15 protein-coding genes are annotated in these 24,527 nt (G+C 41.9%); 10 read left to right on the top strand and 5 right to left on the bottom strand.

Features of this window, described 5'->3' with window-relative positions:
- Positions 1-532: 532 nt before the first annotated feature.
- From ACPZ3T_RS05450 to ACPZ3T_RS05415, 8 genes are all read left to right on the top strand, one after another.
- The gene (locus ACPZ3T_RS05450) at positions 533-811 is read left to right on the top strand and encodes a hypothetical protein (RefSeq protein WP_490274139.1); all 279 of its coding nucleotides are present in this window, start codon (positions 533-535) and stop codon (positions 809-811) included.
- Between the two features lie 443 nt (positions 812-1,254).
- On the top strand, positions 1,255-6,621 hold the full coding sequence (locus ACPZ3T_RS05445; RefSeq protein ID WP_490274137.1) for a beta-ketoacyl synthase N-terminal-like domain-containing protein: 5,367 nt from the start codon (positions 1,255-1,257) through the stop codon (positions 6,619-6,621).
- 159 nt (positions 6,622-6,780) lie between these two features.
- Complete coding sequence (locus ACPZ3T_RS05440; protein WP_490274135.1) at positions 6,781-8,514, top strand: SDR family NAD(P)-dependent oxidoreductase; 1,734 nt, start codon at positions 6,781-6,783, stop codon at positions 8,512-8,514.
- A 303-nt stretch (positions 8,515-8,817) separates the two neighbouring features.
- The gene (locus ACPZ3T_RS05435) at positions 8,818-10,167 is read left to right on the top strand and encodes a beta-ketoacyl [acyl carrier protein] synthase domain-containing protein (protein ID WP_490274133.1); all 1,350 of its coding nucleotides are present in this window, start codon (positions 8,818-8,820) and stop codon (positions 10,165-10,167) included.
- A 217-nt stretch (positions 10,168-10,384) separates the two neighbouring features.
- Positions 10,385-13,723: a PfaB family protein gene (locus ACPZ3T_RS05430; RefSeq protein WP_490274131.1), complete on the top strand. Its 3,339-nt coding sequence runs from the start codon at positions 10,385-10,387 to the stop codon at positions 13,721-13,723.
- A 101-nt stretch (positions 13,724-13,824) separates the two neighbouring features.
- A complete protein-coding gene (locus ACPZ3T_RS05425) occupies positions 13,825-15,483 on the top strand; it encodes a PfaD family polyunsaturated fatty acid/polyketide biosynthesis protein (protein ID WP_490274129.1) in 1,659 nt (552 codons plus the stop codon).
- 223 nt (positions 15,484-15,706) lie between these two features.
- Positions 15,707-17,236, top strand: coding sequence for a thioester reductase domain-containing protein (locus ACPZ3T_RS05420; protein ID WP_490274127.1), 1,530 nt, complete (start codon positions 15,707-15,709; stop codon positions 17,234-17,236).
- A 468-nt stretch (positions 17,237-17,704) separates the two neighbouring features.
- Positions 17,705-18,502 carry an SDR family NAD(P)-dependent oxidoreductase gene (locus tag ACPZ3T_RS05415; protein WP_490274125.1) on the top strand — a complete coding sequence of 266 codons (798 nt, stop codon included), beginning with the start codon at positions 17,705-17,707 and terminating at the stop codon, positions 18,500-18,502.
- A gap of 39 nt (positions 18,503-18,541) precedes the next feature.
- Here the strand turns inward: ACPZ3T_RS05415 and hetI are convergent, their stop codons facing one another.
- Positions 18,542-19,246: a 4'-phosphopantetheinyl transferase HetI gene (hetI, locus tag ACPZ3T_RS05410; protein WP_490274123.1), complete on the bottom strand. Its 705-nt coding sequence runs from the start codon at positions 19,244-19,246 to the stop codon at positions 18,542-18,544.
- Between hetI and ACPZ3T_RS05405 the strand changes: the two genes are divergently transcribed.
- The gene (locus ACPZ3T_RS05405) at positions 19,228-19,500 is read left to right on the top strand and encodes a hypothetical protein (protein WP_490274122.1); all 273 of its coding nucleotides are present in this window, start codon (positions 19,228-19,230) and stop codon (positions 19,498-19,500) included. The two genes, hetI and ACPZ3T_RS05405, sit on opposite strands and share 19 nt — an antisense overlap.
- A 119-nt stretch (positions 19,501-19,619) precedes the next feature.
- Here the strand turns inward: ACPZ3T_RS05405 and ACPZ3T_RS05400 are convergent, their stop codons facing one another.
- Together ACPZ3T_RS05400 and ACPZ3T_RS05395 are read right to left on the bottom strand one after the other, a co-directional pair.
- The gene (locus ACPZ3T_RS05400) at positions 19,620-20,900 is read right to left on the bottom strand and encodes a hypothetical protein (RefSeq protein ID WP_490274120.1); all 1,281 of its coding nucleotides are present in this window, start codon (positions 20,898-20,900) and stop codon (positions 19,620-19,622) included.
- A 97-nt stretch (positions 20,901-20,997) separates the two neighbouring features.
- On the bottom strand, positions 20,998-21,648 hold the full coding sequence (locus tag ACPZ3T_RS05395) for a hypothetical protein (protein WP_490274118.1): 651 nt from the start codon (positions 21,646-21,648) through the stop codon (positions 20,998-21,000).
- Between the two features lie 803 nt (positions 21,649-22,451).
- On the opposite strand from ACPZ3T_RS05395, the gene ACPZ3T_RS05390 reads away from it, so the two are divergent.
- Complete coding sequence (locus ACPZ3T_RS05390; RefSeq protein WP_490274116.1) at positions 22,452-22,619, top strand: hypothetical protein; 168 nt, start codon at positions 22,452-22,454, stop codon at positions 22,617-22,619.
- Here the strand turns inward: ACPZ3T_RS05390 and ACPZ3T_RS05385 are convergent.
- Together ACPZ3T_RS05385 and ACPZ3T_RS05380 are read right to left on the bottom strand one after the other, a co-directional pair.
- Positions 22,616-23,632, bottom strand: a complete 1,017-nt coding sequence (locus ACPZ3T_RS05385) for a sulfate/molybdate ABC transporter ATP-binding protein (RefSeq protein WP_490274114.1) — start codon at positions 23,630-23,632, stop codon at positions 22,616-22,618. The two genes, ACPZ3T_RS05390 and ACPZ3T_RS05385, sit on opposite strands and share 4 nt — an antisense overlap.
- Before the next feature lie 205 nt (positions 23,633-23,837).
- Positions 23,838-24,488, bottom strand: a complete 651-nt coding sequence (locus tag ACPZ3T_RS05380; RefSeq protein WP_490274113.1) for an HAD-IA family hydrolase — start codon at positions 24,486-24,488, stop codon at positions 23,838-23,840.
- Positions 24,489-24,527 lie beyond the last annotated feature (39 nt).

The raw sequence follows: 24,527 nt of genomic DNA, 5'->3' as shown, positions 1-24,527 counted from the left end.
ATCAAAAAACATCTGTTGATTATGATGTGCTGCTAAAAAATAAATTTTCATAGGGATGTAATCAGATTTGTCTATTGATGAAATGTTTACGGGGCTGAGGAGAAACTATAATTGCGATCGCTAGCGATATCCAGTCAACCTTACAGCCGACATCAAGCAACTTATCAGCTTGTATTGATAAGTCGTCCATTATACTAGAGGACTATGGCTAATTTGAGATTTTCATCAACAAATATCTATTTGGTTCATAAAATTAATTTAAACAAATGATTTAGTTTCTATGAATTGTGCTATTCTTTGTATTAATTCAATGCTCCAAAGTAGCGAGGTAAATTAGTTATTTATGTGCAAGTAGAACAGTAGTAAAAAATAACTAAGCCAAGCTGCCTATCCACCCCTTGCTCAATGGTTGATATTCGTTCCAGTCACTGTATTAATTCGGATTCCAAGTGGTGTTTCTTCTGTAACGAACTTGTCAACTTTTTTGGGTCGAATCCCATAACATATATTATCCTGGACGCTGAAACTGGCTATGGCATTTATCAAAATACAGAACGTTGTCATTAATACCAGCTACGTGGCTGCCGTAAAACTAGATCATCAAAGTAGTTTGGGAGAAAAAAGCGTTTCTGTTCTAATAGCTACTCCTAAGTTTCCCTTGCTCCAGTTAGATACAAATGCTCAAAATTTCTACCATTACGAATGGATGGAATTTACTGGTTCAGCAGCTACCGCGCTTCAAGACTATTTTACTAGTTTCAATAACGTCATCGACCTATTGCCACCATATCAAGAGTCGAGCGTTGGATAAAATCATTCACAAGGCACTAGAGGAATTTTGACAGCCAATTCCCAATGCCCACAAATGCTTAACAAGAAATAAAACTCATCAGGGTAAGCAACAAGAATTATACCAATAATTCAAAATTCATTAACAGTTCGCAACTCAAAAACCCTAGTAATACCAATTTTGGATTTTGGATTTTGGATTGCCAGCCTAGATTCATAGGCTATTACAGCAGATCAAAATAATACTACCTATCCCAATTTGGTATAAAACCTGGAGTTTTTAATTGCCTAAAGCCTGCCGCATAGCTGCCCTTAGAGCGAAGCGGGGCAAGAGCATAGTTGCAAATTACGTAGGCGTTAGCCAATTGCGAATTGCGAATTACGTTAGCGGAGCGGGGCGTTAGCCCATTACGAATTGATTCCTGTTGCTGCACAATCCACATACCCCAGAACACTATATGCCCTATGTCTGCTAATCCAATTGATGCTGCCTTAGCGGAGTTAGAAAACCAGATTAATAACTGCGAAAAGGCTTTGTTGCGGTGTATTGAGGAAAAAAAAATGAACTTGGAAAAACCAATGTCAATTAACAAAATTAACAGACAACTACAACAAAATCCTATAGCCATCATTGGTATGGCCTCACTAGTTCCCCAAGCCAGAAATTTGCGGGAATACTGGCAAAACATTATTAATAAAACGGATTGTATCACCGATGTTCCTGCAACCCACTGGAGCATAGAGGATTACTACGACCCCAACCCCAGAACCCCAGAAGATAAAACCTACTGTAAACGTGGTGGGTTTATTCCAGAGGTAGATTTTAACCCAATGGAATTTGGTATTCCTCCCAGCATTTTAGAAGTTACAGATGTTTCGCAACTATTAAGTTTAGTAGTTGCAAAAGAAGCAATGGAAGATGCTGGTTATGGTGAATCTCGTGAATTTAACCGGGAGATGGTGGGGGTAATCTTAGGGGTAGCTATGGCCAAGCAATTGGGTATGCCCCTTTCTGCGCGCTTAGAATACCCCATCTGGAAGAAAGCCCTCAAAAGCAGTGGACTCTCCGACGAAGATACCGACAAAATTGTCGAAAAAATCAAAAGTGCTTACATCAAGTGGGATGAAAACGCTTTTCCTGGGATGTTGGCGAACGTCGTCGCTGGGCGAATTGCTAACCGTTTGAACTTTGGCGGGATGAACTGCGTTGTTGATGCAGCTTGTGCTAGTTCCTTCGGCGCATTGAAAATGGCGATTAGCGAACTAGTTGAACATCGTGCTGACATGATGCTAACTGGTGGTGTAGATACAGATAACACCATCATGGCTTATATCTCCTTCAGCAAAACCCCAGCCGTTTCCCCAGGAGATAAAGTTAAACCCTTCGATGCCCAATCTGATGGCATGATGCTGGGTGAAGGGGTTTGTATGTTGGTGTTGAAGCGTCTGGAAGATGCAGTCCGAGATCAAGATAGAATCTATGCAGTGATTAAAGGTATCGGTACTTCCAGCGATGGACGCTACAAGAGTATTTATGCACCCCGCAAAGAAGGGCAAGTTAACGCCTTGCGCCGGGCTTACGAAGATGCAGGTTTCTCTCCCGCTACCGTTGGTTTGATTGAAGCCCACGGTACAGGAACAATGGCTGGCGACCCCACCGAGTTCGGTTCTTTAAGAGACTTCTTCTCTAAACACGACAACAAAAAGCAACACATTGCCTTGGGTAGCGTGAAATCCCAAGTCGGACACACCAAAGCGGCTGCGGGTGCAGTCAGCTTAGTTAAAACCGCTTTGGCATTACACCACAAAATTCTACCCCCCACAATTAACATTACAAAGCCCAATCCTAAGCTAAATATTGAAAATTCCTCATTTTATCTCAACACCGAAACTCGGCCTTGGATTCGGGCAGAAGGGGAAGCACCAAGACGTGCTGGTGTCAGTTCCTTTGGTTTTGGTGGCACAAACTACCACGTAGTTTTGGAAGAATACGAAACCGAACAAAATCGCCCCTATCGCTTGCACAGCACCCCCCGCGAAATTCTGCTGTTTGCTGCCAACCCTGGAGAACTACTGCAAAAATGTGAAGCAGTTTTAAGTAACTTGCAATCAGAAGGCGGTGAAAGACACTTTGCACAATTAGTGCAAGAGTGCCAATCTGTAGAAATTCCTCAGAGTGCAGCGAGAGTTGGCTTTGTAGCTGAGAATTTACAGGAAGCTTGTAAGTTAATGCAAACTAGCATTGACTGGTTAAAGCTGAAAGGTGAAATGCCTAATTGGGAACATCCCCAAGGGATTTACTACCGCGCAAGTGGGATGGAACTAGGCGGGAAAGTAGTATCTTTATTCTCTGGTCAAGGTTCTCAGTACCTAGAAATGGGTCGAGAACTGGTGATGAACTTCCCCACCTTGCGCCGATTATTTGGTTATATGGATGGGTTGTTGTTGCAAGATAACTTACACCCCCTCTCAGAGATTGTCTTCCCTCATCCTGTGTTTGATGAAGACGAGAAACAAGCTCAAGTAGCCGCACTGCAACGCACAGAATACGCACAACCAGCCATTGGGGCATTTAGTGCAGGTTTATATTCTATTCTCAAACAAGCTGGCTTTAAATCTGACTTTGTAGCTGGGCATAGCTTTGGTGAAATCACCGCTTTGTGGGCGGCGGGTGTATTAAGCGACCAAGATTATATGTATCTAGTCAAATCTAGGGGACAAGCGATGGCTGCACCCAAAGATCCTGACCATGATGCAGGTACAATGCTGGCGGTGAAAGAAGACATCAGCAAAGTAGAAGCGATTCTGAAGAATTACCCACGGGTAGCGATCGCTAATTACAATTCTCCCACCCAATTTGTCTTAGCAGGGCCAACCACCGAAATCGCTAAAGTCCGTCAAGCTTTACAAGAAAAAGGTTGTGCCGCCGTACCTTTACCAGTGTCTGCCGCCTTCCACACCTCCTTGATTGCTTTTGCTCAAAAATCCTTCGCTATTGCTACCAAAGCAGTCACCTTCAACGCGCCAAAAATTCCTGTATTCACTAACGTTACAGGTAAACAATATCCCAAAGAACCCCAAGCAATTCAAAAAATCCTGGAAACTCACCTAGCTAACTCGGTGTTATTCAAACAGGAAATTGAAAATATCTATGCGGCTGGTGGTTCTTGCTTCGTGGAATTTGGCCCCAAGAGAATATTAACCAACTTAGTCAAAGATATTTTAGGCGATCGCCCCCACATTACCATAGCCTTGAACCCCAGCACTCAGAAAAATAGCGATCGCTCTTTGCGGGAAGCAGCAGTACAAATGCGGGTACTCGGTATGCAGTTGAAAAACCTCGACCCCTACCAAACCCAACCTACTCTACCCCCAGCCGAGAAAAAGAAAGCTCTGAGTGTCACCTTAAGAGGCATTAACTATATTTCCGACAAAACCAAAAACGCCTTTGTCGAAGCATTAAATAACGGACATAAAGTTTCCTTCCCGGCTGCACCTACAGTTAATGTCCCCGCTACCCCAGTAGCAGAAACACCCCCCGTTTTGGGCATGGGGCAAGGGGCATTGGTAGAAACAACTATGGCCAATGACAGCAGCTACTACAAAGGAGCAGAACTCCCCAACACACTGCCTTCCCCATTGCCAATTCCCAATGCCCCAAAAGCAACCAACGGTAACGGACGCGCCACCAAAATTACTCATAACTCTACTATTACCACCACAGCACAACCTCAAATGAACTCTGCAATCCTTGCACCTCAACTAGCCGAAGAAAAGAAGATGCCAACACCAGACAAACTGGAAAACTTCCAGCGAGTGCTACAAAGCCTAGAGTATCTGATGACTCAGTTCCAGCAAAACCAAACTGAGAACCTGCAAGTACATGGTACTTACCTCAACCATCAGATGGAATACACCAAAGCATTCTTCCAACTGATGCAACAGCAAAATGCTTTGTTTGCTAACGCTAAGACTTCCCAAGAAGCTGCTCAACTCAAGCTAGTAGTGATGGAAAGCTTGGAACGCAGTATGATGCAGTTTCATTCCCAACAAGGTGAAACCCTCCGCATCCATGAAAAATATCTTCAAGAACAGCTAGCCTACGCTAAAAACTTCTTCGAGTTGATTCAACAACAATATTCTCTGGTTCTCTCCAGTGGAGTGACTGCACCAGTAGAGGAAGTCAGCCAGCAAATCCCTGCTTTCACCATCGACACACCAGTTGTTGAAGCACCTGCAACTGTAGCAAAAGTAGAAACCCAGCCTGTAGTTGAGCCTGTAGCCAAACCTGAATTTACCATTGCTGATGCACCTGTTGCACCTGCACCTACAGCTTGGCAAATGCAGCCCGAACCTATAGCCGAAGTTACCACCCCCCCAGTCCAAGAAGTTGAAGTTACTCCTACTCCTGCACCTGTAGCTGCTCCCATTGTGAATATTGCTGAGTTGGGTAACAACCTCCTAGCAATTATCAGCGATAAAACCGGCTACCCAGTGGAAATGCTGGAACTGGAAATGGACATGGAAGCAGACTTAGGTATTGATTCCATCAAACGGGTAGAAATCTTAGGGGGATTACAGGAAATGTATCCCGATTTACCCAAGCCCAACTTAGAAGAACTCGCAGAAAAACGCACCATCGGTCAAATTATCGAGTTTTTGCAAGTAATGGCTGGTAGTAGCCAAGCTGTAGAAGTAGCACCATCACCAGTAGAACAACCTGAGCCTGTAGCTGTAGTTGCTCCCCCTGCACCTGAGCCTGTAGCTGTGGTAGAAACCATTGCCGAGGCTAAAGTTGCAGACAGCGCAGATTACGCAGACATCGCCCAAACTCTGCTCAACATCACCAGCGAAAAGACAGGCTACCCAGTAGAAATGCTGGAACTAGAGATGGACATGGAAGCAGACTTAGGGATTGACTCTATCAAACGGGTAGAAATCTTGGGTGGATTACAAGAAGTCTATCCCAACTTGCCCCAGCCCAACTTGGAAGACTTAGGTGATCTCCGCACCATCGGTCAAATTGTTGACTACCTCCAGAAGCTGGTGGGAGGTGAAAAAAAAAAGTCTCAGTCTGAGCTTAACTGGCAACCAGTCCAAATAATCGACGGTGTTAAACGTCGTCCAGCCAAGCTCAAATACCTACCAGCACCCGATAGTCTAGAGTTCACATTGCCAGAGGGACACATTTGTTTAATCACCGATGATGGCTCTGGCACTACCTCCCAAGTAGCGCAAACCCTGACAGAACGGGGCTGGAAAGTAGTAGTGTTGAGCTTCCCCCAATCAATTATTCCCCAGCGTTCCCCCTTACCCGCAGGTGTACACCAAGTCACCCTTGCAGACATGAGTGAAGAACTACTCCAAGGAAAATTATCGGCGATCGCAACTAACTATGGCACGATTGGGGCTTTTATTCACCTCCACCCAGGATTTCAGGTAGATAACACCGGCACAATACCTTTTATCCCAGAAGAAAAAGCCATTGTGAAGCACGTCTTTTTGATGGCGAAGCACTTGAAAAAATCCTTGACAGCAACCGGAAACTATCAACGCAGTTGTTTTTTGACTGTGACTCGGTTAGATGGAAGCTTTGGGTTAGAGCATAATGTCAACTTCGGAGCAATTGGGGCTGGTTTGTTCGGTTTAGTCAAGACTCTGAGATGGGAATGGCCGAATGTATTTACTAGAGGAATTGACCTCAGCCCCAGTTTAGATCCTCAAGTCTCAGCACAACACATTATTGACGAACTGCACGACTCTAATCTTTACATCGGTGAGGTTGCTTACGGTTCTCAAGGACGCTTTACTTTGATTAGTTCTTTCGAGTAGTTATATAGACTTTTTTTTCCTCGCGCAAAGGCGCAAAGTCGCCAAGAAGATCGCAAATGTTCTGGTGTTGTTAAACAGAATTTGAAGATAATTAACACCTTTGCGCCTTTGCGCCTTTGCGCGAAACCATCTTTTTTCTTCACTCTCTCCAAAATTAATATGACTACACTTACCCAGGTTCGTCCTTCATCGGTTTTTGTTGTTAGTGGTGGTGCTAAGGGTATTACGGCGCAATGTGTAACTAAGTTGGCGCAGCACCAAGCTTGTCGGTTTATTCTGCTTGGGCGTTCGGAGGTTTTAGCGAGTGAGCCGGATTTTACTCAGGGTTGTTTTGAAGAGGCTGTATTAAAAAAACGGATTATGCAGCATTTGCAGGCTCAAGGGGAGAAGCCTACACCCATGAGTGTGCAGAAAATATATCACAAAATTGTTTCTAGCCGGGAAATTCAAGCAACTCTGGCGGCGATTCAAGAAACAGGCTCGCAGGTGGAATATTTAAGTGTTGATGTCACTAATGTTGCAGATTTACAGGAAAAGTTGGCGGCTGTAGCGGCAAGATTTGGCAAAATTACCGGAATTATTCACGGTGCGGGAAATTTAGCGGATAAGTTAATTGAGAAGAAGACAGAGCAAGATTTTGAGAAGGTTTACACCGCTAAGGTGCAAGGTTTAGAAAATCTGCTGTCTTGTGTGGATGTTAAACAACTAGAGCATTTAGTGTTGTTTTCTTCCGTGGCTGGTTTTTATGGGAATATGGGACAATCGGATTATGCGATCGCTAATGAAATTCTCAACAAGTCAGCCCATTTAATCAAACAATACAATCCCGATTGTCACGTTGTCGCTATCAACTGGGGCGGATGGGATAGCGGTATGGTGACACCAGAACTCAAAAAAGCCTTTGCAGAACGGGGAATTGATATTATCCCTGTGGATGTAGGTACACAAATGCTAGTCAATGAACTGCATCCCAATCATCGTGATTCTACACAAGTAGTCATTGGTAGCCCCATCACACCCCCACCTATAACCCTAGATCCTCAACTCCGCAGCTATCGCATCCGTCGCCGCATGACAGTAGATGCAAATCCCTTTTTACTCGATCATGTGATTGCTGGTACTCCCGTACTACCAGCCACCTGTGCGATGTCCTGGATGATTCATGCTTGCGAAGAATGTTATCCAGGTTATCGTTATTTAACTTGCAAAGAGTTCAAAGTTCTCAAGGGGATTACCTTTAATGACACCCTGGCGAAAGAATATATTCTAGAAATTCAAGAACTCGCCAAAAATGGTTCTGAATCTGTTGAATTTAAAACCACAATTCTCAGTAAAAACCCCCAAGGTAAAACCTTCTATCACTTTTGTGCCACCATTACAATTGTGCGGCAATTACCAGCAGCACCAATTTACGAAAACATGGATTTGACCGAAGATCACATCATTACCAAAACAGGTAAAGATTTTTATCAAAACGGAGATTCATCCCTATTTCATGGTGCAGCATTTCAACAAATTACCAGAGTTATCAACATTAGCCAAAATAAAATCACTACCGAATGTTTTTGGTCAGAAATCTCACTAGAAGCCCAAGGACAATTCCCTGTAAAATGGCATAATCCCTACACCACCGACTTAAGCACACAACCCCTATGGCTATGGTTAAGCCATCTTCACCAAGAAGTTTGCTTACCAGGACAACTAACATATTCAGAACAATTTCGAGCCATTCCTTGTAACGCACCCTTCTACGTTTCTTGTGACATTATCAACAAAACAGCAGCAGGTGTCACCGCTAATTATATCCTCCATGATCGAGAAGGAAAAATATATTCCCGCATCCTCGGAGCGAAAGCAGTAATTGCACCCATGAATCTGCATAAACCCAAGTAGGAGGAAGCAGGGGGCAGGGGGCAGGGGGCAGGGGAAATAAATATTTTATTGTTTCTCTCTCTGCGCCTCTGCGTGACAAAAACCTTAAATAAAACCCCTCATAAAACCCTAAATCCTTGAGGATTGCTATAGTAGGCCGATAATTAAATTGGCCTAACACCTTACTCATCTGCAAAATACCGTAAATCCTATCCAGTTCGGGGAATCAAATAAATCCAAATAATTCTTAATTACGTTAGCGTAGCGGGGCGCAGCCCATTACGAATTACGAATTAAAACTTTACCCAAACGAGGATACAAACAGTGGAAAAAATCGCCATCATTGGATTATCATGCCTCTTTCCTGATGCTCATAATCCCGATCAATTTTGGCAAAATCTCACTGAACAGAAAGATGCGACATCAACAATTAGTGTTGCAGAATTGGGTTTAGATCCCACAATATTTTACGACCCCGTCAAAGGCAAGCCGGAAAAATTTTATTTTCTCAAAGGTGGATTTATCCGCAATTTTCAATTTGATGCCAGTGAATACAATCTGCCATCAGAATTTGTGGAAAGCTTAGATAACACCTTCAAATGGTCACTATATGCAGCTAAACAAGCAATTGTACATAGTGGTTATTGGGGAAATCAAGAAGTTCTATCTAAATGTGGAGTAATTTTAGGTACTCTTTCTTTCCCCACAAAGCTTTCTAATCAACTTATCGCACCGATTTATCGCCAAACCATTGAGCCGGCAGTAGCAGAACTTTTACAGGATCAAGATTTTCATCTAGCGGCTATCCCTACAACCACTAAAGCCGCTACAGAAAACGCCATGATTTCTGGTTTACCTGCTGCGTTAGTTGCCAAGGCTTTTTCTCTTTCGGGGACTCATTTCTGTATAGATGCAGCTTGTTCTTCTTCTTTCTATGCGATTAAGCTGGCATCATATTACTTGCAATCACACAAAGCTGATTTGATGCTATCTGGAGCTATCAGTTGTTCAGATCCTTTATTTTTACGGATGTTATTTTCCGGGATTCAAGGCTATCCAGACAACGGTGTGAGTTCGCCTCTAGATAAAACATCACGAGGACTCATTAGCTCTGAAGGTATCGGCATGGTAATGCTCAAACGCTACAGTGATGCTGTCAGGGATGGGGATAAAATCCTGGCTACGGTGTGCGGTAATGGTCTTTCTAACGATGGTAAAGGTAAGCATTTACTAACCCCCAATACTAAAGGCCAAGTCCTAGCTTTTGAAAGAGCCTATCAAGAAGCTGGACTTAACCCCAAAGCTATTGATTATATGGAGTGTCACGCTACCGGCACTCTTTTGGGAGATAGTACCGAGTTCACATCTATAGAGAGCTTTTTTGGAAAACACCAAGCATCACCTTTAGTGGGTTCAACCAAAGCTAATGTTGGTCATTTATTAGTAGCTGCGGGTATGGTGAGTTTGACGAAGGCAATTTATAGCCTCAATCATGGTGTCATTCCCCCTACTATTAATGTGAATGATCCTATTGGTTCAGAAAATAACGTCATTTCTCCCCAAAATATCGTGCGGACTCCGACACCCTGGCCACAAAATAAATCAACTAAACACGTAGGATTAAGTGCCTTTGGTTTTGGTGGTACAAACTCCCACCTAATTCTAGAGAAATAAAAAGTTCGTAGTAAGGGCTTCAGCCCTTTCTTAGAGAACCTCAAACAAACTATCCCAAATTCACGAGTTAGTAGGGTGCGTCAGTCTGAGAAAACCTCAACATATAAAAAATTACTTATACTGACGCACCCTACATTTTGGAGTCTCTTAAGCACTGAAGTGCTTACTACAAACTTACTTATCGGTAAATTGGACGCTCACAGGTAATAGTAAAGAGATGTTTGAACAAGAAAATAACAATACGGGCAAACTCGCTATTGTAGGCATGGATGCCTTCTTCGGTGAATGCAATAGTTTAGATAGTTTTGAACGCAGTATCTATGACGGTAAACAGCATTTCATCTCTTTACCGCCAAAGAGATGGTACGGCATAGAAACACAACAGGAATTACTACAAAAATATGGTTTATTAACAGGTAAAGCACCTGTAGGGGCATATATCAAAGAGTTTGATATTGATACCCTGACTTATAAAATTCCTCCTAACGAAGTTGAAAAGCTCAACCCACAACAACTGCTATTACTGACAGTGGCCGATCGCGCCTTGAAAGATGCGAAGATTCCAGAAGGGGGTAATGTAGCGGTTATTATCGCTACGGAAACCGAGTTATCTGTACATCAACTACAACAACGCTGGGATTCATCTTGGCAAGTTAAAGACGGTTTGAATGGGGCGGAAATTACCTTACCCCAAGACAAAATCGCCCAACTAGAAACTATCGTTAAGGATAGCGTTCACCATCAAGTAGAGGTGGGTGAGTATTTAAGCTACATCGGTAACATCACAGCCAATCGGATTTCTTCTTTGTGGAATTTTACAGGGCCTTCTTTTACTCTCACGGCTGTAGAAACTTCCGCATTTAAGGCGTTGGAAGTGGCGCAAATGCTACTGATGACAGAAGAAGTAGACGCGGTAGTTGTTGGTGCGGTGGATTTAGCTGGTGGTGTAGAGAGCGTATTATTACGCAGCCAATCAGCTAAAATTAACACTGGTGCTAATACTCTCAGCTACGATCAAAAAGCCAACGGCTGGACACCAGGAGAAGGTGCGGGGGTTGTAGTTCTCAAGCGTCATGAGCAAGCATTAGAAAATGGCGATCGCATTTATGCTGTCATTGATGCTGTTAGTATTGGTCAATCCCACTCAAATCTCCATCAAGGTTGTCAACAAGCTCTCAAAACCGCAGGTATTGAACCTGACCAAGTAAACTATGTAGAAGTTTGCGCCAGTGGGATTCCTCAAGAAGACGAAGCGGAAATTGCAGGTTTAATTCAAGCTTATCCATCGGTAGGAAATGGTTTGCACTGTGCCATTGGTAGTGTGAAAGCCAATATCGGACATACTTTTGTTGCTGCCGGGATTGCTAGTTTAATTAAAACTGCTCTGTGTCTTTATTACAGATATATTCCAGCCACCCCTAACTGGTCTGGTGTGAAGACTCCCGAAGCCTTTGAAGGTAGTCCTTTCTATGTAGCGACAGAATCTAGACCTTGGTTTCTCAGTAAGAATGCTCCTCGACGCATCGCCGCAATTAATGGGATGGGTTGTGATGGTAGTTATGCTCATGTGATTTTGTCGGAAGAAGTCAAGCAACAAGAGCGTCCGAATCGGTATTTGCAGCAAACACCGTTTTATCTATTCCCCGTAGCTGCTGATGACCGTGCTAGTCTGATGGCGGCTTTAGACAGCTTGCAAAAGAGTATTCAAGAGAATGATTCTTTATCTGAGAATGCTAGTCAAGCTTTTAATACCTATCAGCAGCAATCTCAAGCACAGTACGCCATATCAATTACCGGACGGAATAAAAAAGAACTCCTCCGAGAAATTGAATCAGCCAGGAAAGGGATTAATGGCGCGTTTGATAGGGGGATAGATTGGCAAACTCCTGTAGGTAGTTACTTTACAGCCAATCCTCTGGGTAAAAAAGGCGAGGTAGCTTATGTGTATCCGGCTGCCGTAAATTCCTATGTAGGGATTGGACGTAATCTTTTCCGACTGTTTCCCAAACTGCACGATAACCCCTTTGTCCAGAGTATTTACAAACGTGCGGCTGATGTGGAAAGATTGGTTTTTCCTCGAAGCTTGAGCAAATTTAGCACCAGAGAATTAGAGAAGCTAGAGAAAAAATTGTTAGATGACTCTCTAGCGATGTTTGAAGCGGAAATGTTCTTCACCAGACTCATCACCACAGTCATCCGGGATGATTTCCAAGTCCAACCCAAATATGTGTTTGGCTATAGCTTGGGTGAAACCAGCATGATGGTTGCTCAAGGGGTGTGGAGTAATTTCTATGAGGGTAGTAGTTCTTTCAACTCATCAGCCTTATTTGGCGACAGATTATCTGGCCCAAAAAATGCTGTGCGTGAGTATTGGGGATTACCAAAATCTACCACGGCTTTAGGGGATAATCTGTGGGGTAATTATGTGCTGATGGCTAGTCCTGTACAGGTACGGGATGCAATCAGAAATGAACCGCGTGTTTATTTGACACAGATTAATACCCCAGAAGAAGTATTAATTGCAGGTGATCCGGCTGCTTGTCAGAGAGTGATTAAAACTATCGGTTGCAATGCTTTCTCTGCTCCCTTCGATCATGTGATTCATTGTCAAGCCATGCGATCGGAGTTTGACGAGTTAGTAAAATTAAATACTTTACCGAGTCAGGAAATACCCGGAATTGTATTTTATTCGGCGGCTGAGTATCAAACTATCACCCTAGAGAGTGGAGTAATTGCGCGTAGCATTGCCACAGGGTTATCTCAAGAATTAGATTTTCCCAAATTAGTTAACCGTGTCTACGAAGACGGGACAAAAATCTTTATCGAAGCTGGTGCGGGTAGTGTCTGTTCTCGTTGGATAGATAAAATTCTCGAAGACAAAGAACACATCACCGTTTCCCTCAACCGTCGCGGTATGGATGATCATAGTTCCATTGTCAAAGCATTAGGTAAACTCGTTAGTCATCGGGTGAGTTTAGACTTATCACCACTTTACACTTCAGTCACAGCCAGCATCAAAAAAAATAAATCCATGCTGCGGACTATCACACTAGGTGGTGATTCAATTACTGAGAAAATCCTCACAGACGAAAATCGTCAACTCTTTGCAGCTATAGCGCAAAAACGACAGCCAAAACAACCCGTAATTAGTGATTCTCTAGGTATAAATTCACTGAATTTTATCCAGTCTATTACTAATAATGAAACTCCGGCTACCCCTATAGTTGAGTCAGAAAAAGATTCCATGAAAAATATCATGGAACACGATTTGAAAACTGAAGAAGAAGTACAATTCTCTGAGTCAACTACTTCTGACTCGGCTACGCCTCAAAGAGTTTTTTATTCACCTGAAACTGACGACGCATTCACCACCATCATCAATATGTTGGAATTAAACAGAGTTCAGTATCAAAAACTGAACGCAAACAATGCACGTATAACTAAAAATCACACAGATTTCTTAAAAGCTAGGCAGGATTTTAGTAAACAATTGCGTGAAATCATTCAATTACAAATGGTCTGTGCTGAAGACTTATTGAATGAAGAACCTAAGTAATTAAAGTTCGTAGTAAGGACTTTGGTCTTTCTTCTTTAAGGACTAAAGTCCTTACTACAAACCAGATTTTGATTCATTGCAAATCGTGCGAGGGAACGACTGTGACCACTGTGGATACACCTATAAATAAACATGATAATGGTCTGGGATTTGCTACCCATACCTACAATCACAATCTCATCTGGAAAGGTTCTTTAGATTGTGTAGCTTTTGAAAAAACAGATATCAAAACAAAATTACTAGCTTTAGATAAACCTTGTTACATTGTCAAAGCTGCGGGTAAAGTCGGTGTAACTAATGATGGTTATTTAGCACCATCGGAACATGGCGTATTAAGTCAATTAGAGCTATTAACATCAATTGCACCCATCACCAATCAACAATTAGGCGACCCTAGTTTTCTTTCTACTTATGGGGTAAAATATGCTTACATGAGTGGTGCAATGGCTGGGGGTATTGCTTCCGAGGAAATGGTCATTGCATTAGGTAGAGATAAAATTTTGAGTTCCTTTGGTGCAGGTGGTTTAACTCCTGACAGAATAGAAGCAGCGATTCATAAAATTCAACAAGCTTTACCTCATAGTCCTTACGCATTTAATTTAATTCACAGTCCCAATGATATGGCAGTAGAACGCCGGGCTGTGGATTTATATTTAAAATATGGCGTGAGAATTGTGGAAGCGTCAGCATTTTTAGATTTAACTCCCAACATTGTTTATTACCGTGTTGCGGGACTAAGTTTAAATGATGCCAATCAAATTGAAATTAAAAATAAAGTCATTGCCAAAATTTCTCGCCGGGAAGTAGCGAGTAAATTTATGCAGCCAGCACCACCCAGAATTTTAAAAGAATTGCTGGAACAAGGGTTAATTACTGAGTTGCAAGCTAAATTGGCGGCGAAAGTCCCAATGGCTGATGATATTACTGTAGAAGCTGATTCTGGCGGACATACTGACAATCGACCGTTGGTTTGTTTGCTGCCTTCACTAATTGCTTTAAGGGATGAAATTCAAGCTCAATATCATTATCCCCAGCCAATTAGAATTGGTGCAGCCGGTGGAATTGCTACCCCAGAATCAGCGTTAGCAGCTTTTATGATGGGTGCTGCTTATGTAGTTACTGGTTCAGTCAATCAAGCTTGTGTAGAATCTGGTGCTTGTGAGCATACTAAAAAACTATTAGCACAAGCAGAAATGGCTGATGTGACTATGGCCCCTGCCGGCGATATGTTTGAAATGGGTGTGAAAGTACAAGTTCTCAAACGGGGGACAATGTTCCCCATGCGCGCCCAAAAATTGTATGAATTGTACCGCACTTATAACTCAATTGAAGAAATTCCTTTGGCAGAAAGGGATAAATTAGAAAAACAAGTTTTCCGCAAAACTATTGCTGAAGTTTGGGAAGGAACTGCGGCTTATTTATCACAAAAAAGTCCTGAAAAGTTAGGCAAGGCAGTTAATAATCCTAAACTGAAAATGGCTTTAATTTTTAGATGGTATTTAGGATTATCTTCTCGTTGGTCTACTGCGGCTGAAAAAGGTAGAGAAGTTGATTATCAAATTTGGTGCGGCCCAGCAATGGGAAGTTTTAATGACTGGGTGCGGGGTTCTTATTTAGAGGAAGCAAATAATCGCCATGTTGTTGATGTAGCTGATCACATAATGACAGGAGCAGCATTTTTATATCGCATTCAAAGTTTGAAATTGCAAGGAATGCAAATCCCTGATTTCTATATGCAATATCGACCAGTTCGTTCTTAATAAATAGGGGTGTAGGGGTATAGGGGTGTAGGGGTGTAGGGGTTTAAGGGCTAACTTTTTAGGTTATGACGCTTAACCTAACCCCCTAGCCCCCTTCCCTACTAGGGAAGGGGGAAAAGCTAAAGCCTCTCTCCTTGTAGGGGAGAGGTTTGGAGAGGGGTTTTCCAGATCCCGTAAAAAGTCGGATGTAAGGGACGCGTAGAAAATTATTGGAGATTTTGAGATGACTGTAAAACAATCTTATAGTGCAGCAGAAATTCAAGCTTGGATGGTTTCTCATCTGGCTGAAATTTTAGGGGTAGAAGCTGATGAAATTGACCCCAGTGTGAATTTAGAAAGTTATGGTTTGGATTCTGCTCAAGCTATGACTATGGTGAGTCAATTAGAAAAATTATTGGGGTTTCAACCATCACCTTTGTTGTTGTGGCACTATCCTACAATTGAATCTTTATCCGAGCGTTTAGCTGAAGAATTGGCAGAAGGTATAGAGGTACAAGATACAGGTGTTACTCGTTCAACAAATAGTTCTAGCCTCTCTGATACCCCTGTTTTAGATTTGCAGGCTGAAGCTGTTCTTGATCCTACTATTCATCCTGGTGGTGCTATTCCTGTTGCTTTACCTATCACTCAACCTAAGAAGGTTTTCTTAACTGGTGCAACTGGCTTTTTAGGTGCTTTTATTATTCGGGAATTGCTCAAACAAACCAAGGCTGATATTTATTGTTTGGTGCGTGCAGCTAATTTGGATGAAGGTGATAGTAAGCTGCAAAAGAATTTAGAACGCTATGGTATTTGTGAGGATGGGAGCAAGTCCAGAGTTATTCCTGTCATTGGTGATTTATCTGAACCTTTGTTGGGTTTAAGTTCTACTCAGTTCCAAACTTTAGCAGCAGAAATTGACACTATTTATCATAGTGGTGCGTTGTTAAATTATGTCTTCCCTTATTCAGCATTGAAGGCTGCTAACGTTGTAGGAACTCAAGAAGTTTTGCGCTTGGCTTGTCAGGTGAAAGTTAAGCCTGTGCATTATGTTTCTAGTGTGGCGGTGTTTGAAGCTCCTTTCTATGCTGGTAAGGTTGTGAAGGAAGATGATGATTTTAGCCACTGGGAAGGGATTTATTTGGGTTACTCCCAAACTAAGTGGGTAGCAGAAAAACTAGTGAAGATTGCGAGCGATCGCGGTTTACCTGTTACCATTCATAGACCCCCCCTCATCGCTGCTGACAGTGAGACAGGTATCGGTAACACCCACGACTTTATCAATTTGATGGTGAAGGGTTGTCTACAAATGGGATATTTCCCCGAAGTGGAATATATGCTGGATATGTCCCCTGTAGATTATGTTAGTAAAGCGATCGTACATCTATCTATGCAAAAAGATGCGATCGGTGAAGCTTTCCACTTACAACATCCCGAACCAGTAGGATTGGATGTTTTAGTTGATTGGGTACGCTCTTTCGGTTATGACATTAACATTCTCCCCTATGAAGAATGGCAGGAGAAGTTAATTGAAAGTGCTACTTCTACTGATAATCCTCTGTACACTTTGCGGCCTTTCTTGTTAGAGCGTTGGTCTGATGAGCAATTAACTATTCCTGATTTGTACCTGAAAGCTAGAAGACCTCACATTAGTTGTGAAGCAACTGTTAAGGCTTTGGCTGGTAGTGGTGTTACTTGTCCGCCAATTGATTCTAAGTTGTTTATGACCTACATTGCGTATTTACTTCAGAGTGGTTTTTTGACTCTGGGTTAGGAAGATTTAAACGCAGAGTGGCGCAAAGGTAAACGCAAAGGTACGCAAAGAGGTTACAAAAAATTAAGTTTTATGCGTCCATGACCCAGTTTTGTTAAGAAGCTGGGTTTTTCTTATGAGGATTTCCATTCCTCATTCCCCAGTCCCTTTAAATAAGTTTGCTATTAACACTAGCTTCACAAAATAAGTGCTATAAATGAAGTTGATGTAAAGTTGAACCTCATTGAACAAATCCTTGACTTTATGCCTGTTCTGCAACGGAAGGCGATTAACACTGTTATAAGCCAATTTTCTACCAAAAGGTGCAATCTACAAGTCTGAGAATGTAGCTGTCTTTATCGCATTTAGTTGCGGATGGGTGAGTTTGAAGGTTTGGTCTGTCTGTAGTCTGAATGAGGCTACACAGAATTTACCAAATTGATAATGCGTGAATCCTGCCGATCAGAATACAGGTAATAGCAGGTTACAATGACAACTCTCACAGGTAAGACAGTGCTGTTGACCGTTGCCTCACGCGGTCTAGGTGTGCATATCGCTCGTGCTTTCGCTCAAGAGCAAGCCTCTGTGGTTTGTGTTTCGCGTTCCCGTTCAGAATTAGAGCAGACTTGTGATGCAGTCAATGCAGCAGGTGGTAGAGCTAACGCCATGCCTTTTGATCTCACTAAGGTAAGGGAGTTATCATCTCTCACTCCACAGGTTCACTCAACTGTCAGCCTCGTTGATATTTTAGTCAATAATGCTGGCATAAAAATTATTAGTGCGATCGCCAATTATTCTCTCGCGGAAATTCATTCTGTTTTCAACACTAACCTCTTGGCTACTATGGAATTAACTCGTTTATTACTCCCCAACATGATGGAACGAGGTAGTGGCCGCATTGTTAAGATTGCTTCACTGGCTGGTAAAAAGGGTATTGCTTTTAATAGTATTTACTCTGCTAGTAAAGCAAGTTTGATTATGTGGACTGATGCCGTCCGTCAAAAATTAGCAGGTAATGGTGTTCATATTTCGGCGGTTTGTCCGGGATATGTTTCTCATACTGGTATGACTGTTGATGCTCGTGCCATTAAAGGCAACCCAGCAGAAATTATTGTCAATCAACATCCGATTATGGAAGGTGTGACAAAATTAATGCCAGCTATGGGACAAATATTTCCGACTGTGGTTGATAAACTTTATCAGTTGTTAGGTATAGTCAATTTCAACCAATTCATAGCCGGAAATCAAGCTAATCTCAAATATGCGGCCGATTGTGGTCGTTACTAAAAATTATAGTGAGCTGATTCGGGAATGCGGCTTAGATGGTTAATACTGCCAACACTTTAACTGCCAGCCACAACCCGCCACGGCAAGAGCAGCAACATAGTTATTATCAGGCACTAACTCTACTAGACTCCAAGTAGGTAATTTAACTAACCTAGCTGGTTCTGTGGGTGTTAGTGCTATTTCAATTTGTTCTAATTGAGATATGCCATCACCGGTTGCTTTTAAATACGCTTCTTTACAAGTCCAGTAGCGAAAGAAGGTTTTTTGTTTTTGATCTTCAGGGAGCGATCGCATTAAATCATACTCTCGTGATAAAAAAAACCTTTGCGCCAAAGCCTCAACATCTGACATTGGGCGTACAGACTCTAAATCTACCCCAATTTGACGATTATAATTCACCGCACACAAAGCTAAATTTTGGGAATGCGACAAGTTAAACAATAAGCCACGGTGCTGTAAATCTTCTGCTAACACTGGTTTCCCACGGGGTTCATAATCAAACTTGACTCGTTCCGCCGCAATTCCCAAATAGCCGCCTAATATCCGCCTAAGAATGCCCCGACCTGCAATAAAACGTTGCCGATGCTCTGGAAAATAAAATCTGTTAGCGCGAGTCAGTTCATCACTAGATAGAGTTGCAGTTAAATACTCTAGCTCTAATTCGGTTCTATCAAGATAAAATCGCCAAACATGAACCTCATCTGGCAATAAAGTTAAGTCTTTTGGTGAAAATAGCCACGTCATTGGGGAGACAAGGGAGACAAGGGAGACAGGGGAGACAAGGGAGACAAGGGAGACAGGGGAGACAAGGGAGAAATATTTACCCCAATGCCCAATGCCCAATGCCCAATGCCCAATGCTCCCTGCCTCTTATCAATAGGCATTTTGGCATACATATTTCCAAAAGTATAGGTATGCTATGGAAGTGGGATAAATTTCGTGTGAAAAGTAATAAAAACGTTTCATCTCTCAGTTTACGACTGAGAGATTTTTATTAAAAATTTAGTGGCATAGCTACACTTAGATCCTAGCAGGGAGAGCATCGTTGCGTACCTTGCTTGCGCGTAGCGGAATTACGAATTACGTAGCTTGCTTATCGCTTTGCGAGTATTACGAATTAGCTTAACCGATGTTTACGCCTTTTTTTGTAATTAACTAAGCAAAATATCAATGTTACCAAAATAATCGCTTTCAACGCAGAAGGTTCTGCTACTGTCTTAGTATCTGGCGGGGGTTCTTGAAAATTAGAATCACATCTAATTTCACCAACATTTCCACCACTCACGGGAATTGTTCCTGGAGGACATTGATTATTAGGAAGGTCTGGTGTTGGTATTGGCGTACCCGTAATTTCAGGAACAGACTCAGCAACAGATGCACTTGATGAATCATTTCCACCACCTATTAATAACAATAGTCCAACTAATAAAGGTAAAGCTAAAGTCCATGCAGGAAAACCACGACCACCCTGTGGAACAACTGAAAAGACCTCGTTGCCACTGGCTTCTACTATTACGTCCTCAATGGGAAGTGCTTGTATTGGTGAATCCGCAAACATATCAGGAGGAGTTGTTGCTGCTTCTCCTGGTTGCATCTCTGGCACTGGAACTTCTATTCTGTTAGCCCAACCATCATTTTGTGCATTTCCGGCATAGGGGCTAGACATGATTACCAAAATACTTTGTTTGAGTGCGGCTTCATTGCCTGTCTGTAAAGCCGTTAATCCCCTAGACAGATTACTCAGATAATAATCTGTCATCTTTTGGTCTAGTTGCAAATCAATAATCTTTTGCCGTAGGTCAGGGATTTTTGCTGCTTCTTCTAAGAACACCCGTCCAAAAGCATATTTAAAATTGAGCAGTCCACTGCGTAAACTCTCTCCTTGTTGTGGACTCCAAACAAAATTTCTAGTTACATCCCCTAGACCACTAACAGGGCGACGACCTGCAAGACCTCCCAATGTATATTGATGGCTATCCAGCACTGAAGGAGATGAGTCTCTCCAAAAGGAACTAAGAGGGACTAGAGGAAGATTAGGATTGTTGTTATAAAAATTTGCAAACCTACGGTAGTTATCATCTCCACCGGCTGCTCTGATGAGCATCTGTTGATAAGTAGGCCCACCATTAGATTCAATAACTGTCTTTACTACTGCCGCAGTTTTATTACAGCTCAAACCAAATCCCACGGCACATTCAGGGATGATTCGCATCCGACGCAAGCCAGCTTTATCATTTTGTAGCTGAAATTGCAATAACTGTTGTTCTTGTCCTGGTGGAATACGCGATGTCCCGACATTTAGTCCTTTTTGCTGTGCATTGGCTGTCTGGCTAATCATCAGCACTGTAGCTAAAGAGGAGATGACAAGTGAGATATTTTTCAGAGTTAATTTGAACAAGACCCTTCTCCGGTAGATGACACAGAATATTGGAATGCTTGGTAAGAATAAATGAATTTTAATGAGGGTAGAAAAGCTCTGTGTGTGAGGTAGCTACTCAGTTTTGCTGTGATTGAGAACTAAGGTTTTTAGGTAATTGGATGTTGATAGTGATTCCTGTTCCTTTCAGTTTTCCTGCTGTTAGTGGGTGATACATAATTAATGCGCGGTTTGGTTCATCAAAGAGAAAACCACGACGAGAGGGTTTAATTTTCCCATCTTTAACTAGAGTGATAAAGGCTTCTAAATATCTGCGGATACTTGGTTGATTGTCTTGAGTAGCCTGAGTGTGACGCTCAATCAAAGTCATAAAGAAGTCTAAACTGCGTTCGTCTTGACCAACTATGAAATTGCCATCATCTAAGAAAGAGCTACCAATTAGTTTTCCGTTCTGCTCTTGGACTTTAAACAATGTGTAGTATCGTCCTTCTTTGTTGGGATCATTCACATAACAAACCCAAGAACCATCTTCGCTCCGTGAAAAGCCTTCTTCTGCTAGGTAGGAAAACAAAGAATTAGTTTTTTGAGTCGGTAGAGCAGGTAATAAGTTATCTACAGGATCTAAAGAGCAAATCTTTTGGCTAGTTGTTGCTTGAGGAGTGGTTGGGACTTCTTGAGCATTAACTGGTAATTGCTTGCCATTCAATATCGCTATACAAGCAATGGTAGTTAAGGTAATTAATGTCTGGAGACGAATAATTGGATTCATTTTGGTAGCCTCTGGGATGTTGTTATGCAATCAAGAAAAATCGAAATATTTATTAAAAATTTTTATGAAAATTCAACTATTGAATAACAGCAAAATCTGTCAGTCAGTGTTGCATGACTTCATAAAATAGTTTAGGAGTTGATGATAATTAATTGGGTGTTTTTCTGTGTATTTATTACAACTATTGAGTCATAGTTATAACTTTTTTTGATGTGTTCTCCGAAAAATTGCGTGATTAGTTTTTGCTAAGTCCCGTTAGGGGATGGTTTTCTGATAACAACAACGTGAAGTTGGTTATACTTAATACTTTTTATATTTGCTTGCTAGTTATAACAGTGTTTCTTACCTCTCCTGAACTATGTAATATTATTTAAATGTTTCTTTGGTTACGAATATTTACAAAGAAACTTTTCTTTGATGATACATTGAGTGCTTTACACCACTAATATTTTTTGGTTGCTGCCGAAAATACTAATCACTCTTGCGGTTGTTTGAACAGTTTAAGAGCTTGTTTAACCAATTACCTGTGTAATCACGGTCTTTGGCTGACTAATTCAACCTGTTTTTTAGCTAGTGTGCAGTAATTCTACCATTACCTAATCGGGATCTAAGGGTAGCATAGACAACTTTAAAAATCGCACACTAGAAATTTTTCTTACCTTTAAAATTACAGGCTGAAACAATATGAAGTATTGATAAATGTTAAAAAATGTATTTAAGTATATACCTAAAAACCGATATGGTTATTTAAATCAATATGAAAAACTCCGCCCGCTTGTGGGTGGAGTTTTTGGGAATGGGGAATGGGGAATGGGGAATGGGGAATGGGGAATGGAGATAAAATCTTTTGTGCTTCCTTGTCTCCCTTGTCTCCCTTCTCTCCCCACCCCTACACCCCCACACCCCTACACCCCCACACCCCTACACCCCCACACCCCTACACCCCCACACCCTGCTTTTTTGCGAACTAGATGGAATAGTATAGGGGGAAGGATTTAGCATCCTTGGGTTTGACATATACTTTCTGTTGTGCTTCTAACTGTAATTCGTTAAAGCGATCGCGTGTCAAGTGAGCATTCACAACTTGACCATCATCTAAGGTCAACTCTACCTGAATTTCCCAACCCAAGTGAATTAAACGGCTGACTGTTGCAGGTGCAGTTGTACCGTTGGCTTGTCTTTCTATCACTACATCTTGGGGTCGTAAAAATACTTCTGGGTGTGGGGAATCAAACCCTGTGCTTTGGAAAATTTTCGATGTGCTGGGTAAGACATTCACCGGGCCGATAAAACTCATGACAAAGGCAGTGGCAGGATTATCGTAAATTTCTGCTGGTGTGCCGACTTGTTCCACACGTCCTTGATTCATTACCACAACTTCATCGGAGACTTCCATTGCTTCTTCTTGGTCGTGGGTAACAAAAACTGTAGTTACATGAACTTCATCATGGAGGCGACGTAACCAGGCGCGTAAATCTTTACGAACTTTCGCATCCAACGCTCCAAAGGGTTCATCTAAAAGTAGTACACTAGGTTCTACCGCTAAGGCTCTGGCTAAAGCTACACGCTGTCTTTGTCCACCAGATAACTGTGAAGGATAGCGATCGCCTAATCCACTTAATTGCACTAATTCTAGCAACTGTTCAACTCGACCTTTGACTTTTTTCGGGGCAGTTTTGCGAATTTCTAACCCAAAAGCAATATTTTGCCGGACTGTCAAATGTTTAAATAAGGCATAGTGCTGAAACACAAATCCAATATTGCGTTCTTGCACACTTTGATGGGTAGCATCCTTACCTGTGAGAATTATTTTGCCGCTATCTGGCATTTCTAAACCAGCAATTAAGCGGAGTAGGGTAGATTTACCAGAACCCGATGGACCTAATAAAGCCACTAATGAGCCACTTTTAATCTCTAAGTTGACTTGATCAACAGCTTTAAAACTACCGAACTGCTTGGATACATTTTCAACTACTATGCCCACAAATGCTACCCCTCTGCCAGTTTAACTACGGCTACTTGCTAGGATTACCGTAATTTCTATATATACCATATCTGGTTGCACCTGGATTAAATTTTTCTAAAAATCCTGATTAATCAGATATTTAAATAAAAATTAAACAATCTGCCACAAGTTTAATCAGCATTAATTTGTTGACTGTTGACTGTTAACTGTTAATTGTTAACTTTTAACCCTTTTCCCGATTAATCCAAATACCTCTAAGTCCAGATGCTTTCGCACCTTGATAGTCTTCTACAATACTGTCACCGATATGCCATGCTGAGTTAGGGGAACAATCATGCTTTTCTAAGGCGGCAGCAAAAATTTTGGTGCTGGGTTTGGCTGCACCAACTTGAGTAGAAATTGTCACCGACTTGAAAAAATGACTCAAATCTAAAGCTTGCAACACTGAATAAATGCGGGAATCGAAGTTAGACAACACACCTAATTCAATTCCTAAATGTTGCCAATTACTCAGAGATTGTAAAACATCAGGATAAATAAACCAAGGTTCGGCAGTGCCGAAGTGAATGTACAGTTCTCCAAAAAAATTAGAGAAGTCAGAAAATTGATTGATGACACCTGCACTTTCAAAGGTGTTGACAGCAATAGTTCGCCACCACTCAAATTCTTTTTGGGGAATATCTTCCAATTCCGCATCAGGAAATATGGGTGGTGGCGCAGCTTTAAAGCATTGGGTAAATGCTTGGTCTAAAGCTTCTGGTGAAGTTTCCACACCAAACTCTAGGGCTAACTGACTATAAATTTTACCGACGCTGCCTTTAACACCGAATAGTGTACCCACAGCATCTAAAAAAATAACTTTGGGTCTTTCCATTAAATTGACTGAGAATAAATTTTAATTTGGTTAGGGTAA

This window comes from Aliinostoc maniaoense, from assembly GCF_058172895.1.
This window is presented reverse-complemented; position numbering and strand designations above follow the sequence as displayed.

Coding starts and splice junctions, on each gene's coding strand:
- ACPZ3T_RS05450 (WP_490274139.1), top strand. CDS start 533: ATGGCATTTATCAAAATACAGAACGTTGTCATTAATACCAGCTACGTG.
- ACPZ3T_RS05445 (WP_490274137.1), top strand. CDS start 1,255: ATGTCTGCTAATCCAATTGATGCTGCCTTAGCGGAGTTAGAAAACCAG.
- ACPZ3T_RS05440 (WP_490274135.1), top strand. CDS start 6,781: ATGACTACACTTACCCAGGTTCGTCCTTCATCGGTTTTTGTTGTTAGT.
- ACPZ3T_RS05430 (WP_490274131.1), top strand. CDS start 10,385: ATGTTTGAACAAGAAAATAACAATACGGGCAAACTCGCTATTGTAGGC.
- ACPZ3T_RS05420 (WP_490274127.1), top strand. CDS start 15,707: ATGACTGTAAAACAATCTTATAGTGCAGCAGAAATTCAAGCTTGGATG.
- ACPZ3T_RS05415 (WP_490274125.1), top strand. CDS start 17,705: ATGACAACTCTCACAGGTAAGACAGTGCTGTTGACCGTTGCCTCACGC.
- hetI (WP_490274123.1), bottom strand. CDS start 19,246: ATGACGTGGCTATTTTCACCAAAAGACTTAACTTTATTGCCAGATGAG.
- ACPZ3T_RS05395 (WP_490274118.1), bottom strand. CDS start 21,648: ATGAATCCAATTATTCGTCTCCAGACATTAATTACCTTAACTACCATT.
- ACPZ3T_RS05390 (WP_490274116.1), top strand. CDS start 22,452: ATGGGGAATGGGGAATGGGGAATGGGGAATGGAGATAAAATCTTTTGT.
- ACPZ3T_RS05380 (WP_490274113.1), bottom strand. CDS start 24,488: ATGGAAAGACCCAAAGTTATTTTTTTAGATGCTGTGGGTACACTATTC.